Genomic DNA, 6,786 nt, shown 5'->3' on the forward strand with positions numbered 1-6,786 from the left:
TTACTTTGAGATGACCTTGTTTTAGTTTTTGTAGTGTTTATTTTCGAATTCTTCTATAAGCATAGGCTTATCAAAATAGTATCCCTGGGCTAGGTCGCATCCGATGCTTCTCATGTAATTAGCCTGGGAAAGGGTTTCTATACCCTCAGATACAATTTGAATGTTAAGCTTTTTGGTCATAGAAACTATACTTGATAATATTATTTGGCCCCTATCAGTGTTAAAGTTTTCTGATAGGAATTCACGGTCAAGTTTAAGAACGTCTACTGGAATATCCTTAAGTATGTTTAGTGAGGAGTATCCTGCACCAAAGTCGTCCATGGCAATTAAAAATCCAATATCTTTAAGTTTATTCATAGTATTTTGAAGTACATCAATATTATGTATTGCAACACTTTCTGTAAATTCTATTTCTATTAAGGATGGAGGAATAGAGTAGGTGTTCATAATTTCTTTGTACTGTGATATAAATTTGTTGTTATGTATATGAACCTTAGATAGGTTAACTGATAGGGGGAGTGGGTCATAGCCACTGTCTATCCATTTTCTAAGGGTCTTGCAAACTTCTTTAAATACATATCTATCAATATTAGAAATAAATCTGTTCTTCTCAAATAGTGGAATAAACTTATCAGGTGGAATAACCCCCTTGGTAGGGTGATGCCATCTAATAAGAGCTTCTGCACCTACAATGGTATTGGTGTTTAGGTCGTATTTAGGCTGTAAATAAACCTTAAATTCACCAAGCTCCAGTGAAGATTTCATGCTATTTTCTATTTCTACTTGTTCCTGTAGTGTCTCAAATATACTAGTGTCATAGAATGAAAAACAGGTTCTAAAATTGCCCTTAGCACGTTTAAGTGCCATATGGGACATATCACTTAAGAGGTTAATATCAGCTGTATTATCCTCAATTACATGTATTCCGTAGTTTATAAGTATTCTATGATTAATAATCTCCTGTACATTAGTACATATATCTTCGTTAATCTTTTTAAGTCTCTTTACAAGTAGCTCATCATTTTTATAGAGAACTAACATACTGAAAATATCATGACTTACCCTGCAGCATACTTCATTTGATTTAAGATTATTATCTACTATTCCGTATATAAGTTCGAGGATCTCATTCCCCTTATCAAAGCCGAATACATCATTAACGTATTTAAACTTATCAATATCAAAGGTAACAACAGCATAGGTTTTATGATGGCTATGCTTAAGAATAGTCTTAGAATCAACTGCAAACTTATTGAAATTATTACCCCTTGTAATATTGTCCATATAATAAATAGTTTCAACTTCACGTTTATTTTTAGTGTGAAGGTATCTTATAAGAATAACAAGGCAGGTTATAATAACAATTGAAGACATACATAGTGCAAGGGTTGTTTGGACAATATGTTGGTTCTTAGAATTAATGTGTGTAGTATTTATTATTGTGAGTAAGTACCAGTCGTTAATTTTAAGTGGGGTGTAGTTTAGGATTTTTTCCTGATCTAGATCACTAAACTTAATAAAGCCACTTTTACCAGTTTTAAACATATTTTCGTTAGCTTTTATTTTGCTATAGTCTTTAAACTCTCCCCGTTGGTAGAAGTTTTGATCGAATATATTAGCCTTTGTATTCATGGAATTTGGTTTGTTGGAATTTAGAATCATATCCCCATTTTTATTAGTTATAATAAAAAATGCGTCTTCTCCAAAGTTAGACATATCTAAATCCTTAACAAAGGACTCCGCATCATAGATTGCTGATAGTGAATATATTAGGGTTTTGTTTTTGTAAACAGGTATAGAGTAAACAAAAACATTGTTTCCATCTTGATGGTCCTTTATAGGGCCACAAACAGAGATTTCACCATTAAGTGATTTTGTGATACATAAAGGACTAGGAACTTTATGACTTTTTCCATCTGAGGAATAGGTTTTTCCACCAGGGGTGGTAAGTGATATTCTTTTAAAATTATTTAGCTTAGCTTGATTATTAAGTAGGATAAAAAACTTCTCATTAGTTAACCCGTTATAGGCATCAATTGCTAAGGAAATAGATTTTAAAGTATTTATATCATCCTGTATTTGGGTTCGCAAAGTTTCAGCATTTTGGTTAGATACCTCATCTAAATACATTTTCCTATCATTAGAAAGAAAGTTATTAACGTTATTCATATAATAGGCTGATGTAAGTGTTAGAACTAAAATAACTAGTATAATTATAACTATCTGAACTAGAAAGGAAGGCTTCATATTGTATATTATAGGTACACTATTTTTAAGCTTTTTCTTAGTATTTTTTAAAAAAATACCCATATAGTTAGGCACCTCCGATACATTTTAAACAAAAATATTCATATTAAGTATATTATATTATAAAATACCTTAATTTATAAGTTTGTATTATAAAAAATTACAAATTTACTAAAAAAATAATTAAAAAATGTAAAAATATAGATTCTCTAAGGGAATTATCGTATATTATACGGAAAAAGGTAAGTGGTAATTTACAAATGCATAAATATGTTTAAAATATTGTATAAATACTACATAGGAAAAATATTAATACTAATAGGTAACAAAAGTACACCAGGCTAATTATAGCCTGGTGTACTATGTATGGTATAAAAATACTTAAAACATAGGCTTAAGCGTGGGTCTTCTTACCAACTATTCCTTTTTCATGACCTTTCTGGCATGATGTTGATTTATGTGTTGTTTTGTTCGGTTTAGACATGGGGCACCTCCTAAAAATGAAATTATTATTAATATTGCCAAATAGTCATCATATTAATCCCTTTAAATGTGTATATATTATACAAAAATTAAATAAAATGTATTGTTTTTGTGAAAATTATAGGAAAATTACCTTTTAATATAGAAGTAAAAAGTATATAATATTCCATATATTGTGTGTTAATTAATAATATTGAAATAATTTTAATTACTTGTAATTAGGAAATAACTTTCGTAGGGGGAAGAAAGGTGAATGGTAGTATAAAAGGCAGGTCTAATCGTAATTTGGTTATCATTGCTCTTTCTGTTCTTATAGGTGTATTTTGCTTATCAATGTACGGATATGTTAGAAATGTGTCTAACCTCTTAGGTGAAGAGACTAAGAGCTATTTAAATGATATATCACTTCAAAGGGCAGCGACTTTTTCAACTAAGGTAAATGCACGTTTAGATATATTATCAGATATATCTAGAAGTCCTATTCTATATAGTAATGCTTCAATTAATGAGAAGCTTAAGTTTCTTGCTGAAAAGGAAGAATATAAGGACTATATAAGACTGGGATTAACTGATAGGAAAGGTGTATATAAAAGTACAGATGGATATCAACTAGACTTAAGTAATGAGCCTGGGTTCAGGGAATCACTTTCAGGGAAGACATATATATCTGAGCCATTTGCTGATAAGGTAAGTGGAATAGATATTATGGTTTTCTATGTTCCAATTATAGATGACAATAGGGTTGTTGGTGTTATTACTGCAAGTAAGGATGTACCATCACTTTGTAAATCCTTGTTTGAACCATTTTTTTCAGGAACAGGACACTCATTTGTTGTTGATAGCCTTGGTAAGGTAGTGTTTCAAGAAAAGGGGCAAAGCAGTTTAGTCAGTGTAGATCAATTACATGTTAATGAGGAAGGACTTGACACGGGGTATCACTCCTTAATGACTACAGGGGATAGACGGGCAACTAAGGTTAAGTTTAATGGACAGGAGCTATATGCTGTTCACAGTAAAATCGAGGGTATTAATGACTGGTATATAGTAAATACAGCACCTGTTAGTGTTGTGACTCAAAAAACATCATTGGTTCTTGAAAGTAGTGTTGGAATGGCGCTATTAATTATATTGGTGTTTAGCGGACTTTTAGCTTATATATATATAGATTATAGAAAAAGCGAAAAGAAATATGAGGAGCTAGCATATGTTGATAAGGTTACAGGAATAAATAATCTTTATGGATTCCAAAGAGATGCTGAGGCTATTTTAAAGAAGAAGTCAGGCACATATGCAATGATTTATTTTGATATTAATAATTTTAAGGTTACTAATGATATGTTTGGGTATAAATTTGGAGATGAAATACTTAAAAATATTGCTTATATATTAAAGGAAACCTTTGTTGAGGATCAGGTTTATGCTAGATTTTCAAATGATTTATTTGGGGTATTAATTAGAATTACAGATAAAAAACTTTCAACTATTGTTCCAAAGTATGATTATAATCACATTATAGGACATGATAAATCAACTATGGATACTGAATACACCGATATTGATATGTATCTAATTGGAATAGTAGCTGAAATTGAACATAATATTAAAAACTTTGCAGTTGAAACTAAGCCACACGTTGACCTACTTATGTCATATGGGGTGTATGTTATAAACAGCCATTTAGAAGAGGTTACAACAATATCCAATAAGGCTAATATGGCAAGAAAAACAGTTAAGGGTCAATATCAAAGAAGACTTGCATTTTTTAATGATTCCATCCGTGATAATCTAGTTGAGGAGAAGAATCTTGAGGGTGAAATAATTAAGGCAATCGAAAAAGAGCAGTTTGAGGTTTATTACCAGCCTAAGTATAAATTAAGTACCAATGAGCTAGTTGGTGCAGAGGCGTTAATTAGATGGATTCATCCTGATAAGGGAATGATTAGCCCTGGGAAATTTATTCCTGTAGCAGAGAAAACAGGACTTATAATTCCTATAGGGCGATGGGTGCTTAATAGCGTTTGTGACAAAATTAAGTCTTGGAGTGATTCAGGGTATGATGTTGTGCCTATTTCAGTTAATTTCTCAAAGGCTGAAATGTATCAAACAGACTTTATAAAAAGTACTAAGGAAACCATAAGAAGAAGTTGTGTTGATCCTAAATATATAGAAATAGAACTTACAGAAAGTGCAGCTTTAAATGATGTGGACTTTGCTAAGAATACAATAATGGGCTTTAGGGACCTTGGTATTAAGGTTTCAATAGATGATTTTGGAACAGGATATTCTTGTTTAAGTTATCTTAAATCTATGCCTATTGATATTCTTAAAATAGATAGGTCATTTATAGTCGATATAGAGGAAAATGATAAGAGTAAAAATGTTCTAAAGGCTATTGTAGAACTTGCAAAATCACTTAATCTTGATGTGGTATCTGAAGGGGTTGAAACTAAGAATCAAACAGAATTCTTAAAGCAGGTTGGATGTGATATGGTACAAGGATATGCATTTAACAGACCTATGCCAGTTGGAGACTTTGAAAAGCTTATTAAAACACTTCAAGAAAGAGAAACCGCAACAGCAAAGGACCCGATGCTACTTAAATAATTGCTTATAATTTAATTTTAAACATATATTAAGGGTAATAAAAACAGGGGAATCTCAATTAATTGAGATTCCCCTTGTTTTTACTCTATTTAAATTCACAATATCTCTTATTTGGAATAGCATGTAGGGATGATATAAAGTAGTGGAATTAAAGGGTCGAAACTTAAATTGGGAAATAAGTTTAAACTATTGGAATATTTGTGGGGTGTGGATTTGGTTATTAGATGCAAAGGCAATGTATTAGACTTTGTAGATGCTCATGAGGTGTTTGAGAGAATAGGGAATAGTAACGAGGATACACTTAATAAGTTATTATCAGACTTTTATTTAGACTATAACGGAATGGATGAGAAGGTTATAGACTTGCTTTCTAAAAATAGGTATGAAGAGGCTCTTAATATTGTTTATCTTGTTAAGGGTGCTGCAGGTAATCTTTCGATGAAAAAATTATATAGTGATTCCATAAATTTAGAACTTGCAATTAAAACCTATGTAGATGGGAATATATTTATAGCACTTCCCCATTTTGTAGATACTTTAAAATCTATTCTAGCAGGCTTTGAGGTTGTTGCCTCAGGTGGGGATGAGAATGGAGAATATTTAGGGAGGGAATTAATTGTCATTATAGATAAGGACAGATTATCAGGTGACATTTTATCTCAAATAATTAATTCTGAGGATAACGAAACCTTGGTTTTTAATAATGCCCTAGAGGGTTTAAATGAAATAACAAAAATCATAGAGTCTGGTGGGAAAATTAAGGTCATTATAATGGAAATAGCACTTCCGGTTATTGATGGACTAACACTCGTTAAATATATTAGAAAATTAAACACCACATATAGAATTCCTATAATAATATCATCGGCTATAAGCGATGGGTTTGTTATTAAGGAAGTTAGAAAGGCAGACATAGATGGATATGTTTTAAAGCCATATAACAGAGATTTAATACTAGGTAAACTAAGAAAATATACTAGAAATTAGAAATCCTGTAGACGAATAGTCTGCAGGATTTTTTCCTGTTTTATATTGTATTGAGGTAGAATATATGTAAGAATATACTAATAGAGATAAAGGTATACTATATTATAAAATTAATGAAGTAATGGAAACGGGTTTTATAGGATTGTATTTATTATGTGAATTTAAATATATTTATTAGATTTTGTTTAACGATTTTGTAAAAGTAATGATTTTAAGGGGGAAGAAAATGAATAAGAAATTTAGGCAGGCATTGGCTGGTGGTCTTGTTATAACTATGTGTGCTACTTCATTTGTTTCAGCTATTGACTCTCCTATTGAGGTTGAAGCAAAGAAGTCTACAACGCAGCTAGCAGGTGAACAGGTTAGCTATTTAGAGAACACTATTAGAAAAAATTATCTAGGACAAAAGAACTTAAATCATTTTAATACTCAGCTTAGAAAAGCTAAGAGCATGGTTGGTAAGAT

The 6,786-nt window shown here is 31.0% G+C and carries 4 protein-coding genes; 3 read left to right on the forward strand and 1 reads right to left on the reverse strand.

Translation table 11 applies throughout. The features are described 5' to 3' along the window. Positions 1 to 21 precede the first annotated feature (21 nt). Positions 22 to 2,310 carry a bifunctional diguanylate cyclase/phosphodiesterase gene (locus tag RR539_RS09815; protein ID WP_332473751.1) on the reverse strand — a complete coding sequence of 763 codons (2,289 nt, stop codon included), beginning with the start codon at positions 2,308 to 2,310 and terminating at the stop codon, positions 22 to 24. 669 nt (positions 2,311 to 2,979) lie between these two features. Between RR539_RS09815 and RR539_RS09820 the strand changes: the two genes are divergently transcribed. The 3 genes from RR539_RS09820 to RR539_RS09830 all read left to right on the forward strand — a co-directional run. Further along, positions 2,980 to 5,334, forward strand: coding sequence for a bifunctional diguanylate cyclase/phosphodiesterase (locus RR539_RS09820; RefSeq protein WP_332473752.1), 2,355 nt, complete (start codon positions 2,980 to 2,982; stop codon positions 5,332 to 5,334). 207 nt (positions 5,335 to 5,541) lie between these two features. Next, positions 5,542 to 6,321, forward strand: coding sequence for a response regulator (locus RR539_RS09825; RefSeq protein ID WP_332473753.1), 780 nt, complete (start codon positions 5,542 to 5,544; stop codon positions 6,319 to 6,321). 226 nt (positions 6,322 to 6,547) lie between these two features. Continuing rightward, the coding region (locus RR539_RS09830; RefSeq protein WP_332500383.1) for a hypothetical protein at positions 6,548 to 6,786 on the forward strand (239 nt) is incomplete at its 3' end.

The organism is Clostridium sp., from assembly GCF_036639235.1.
Classification (GTDB): Bacteria; Bacillota; Clostridia; order Clostridiales; family Caloramatoraceae; genus Clostridium_AB.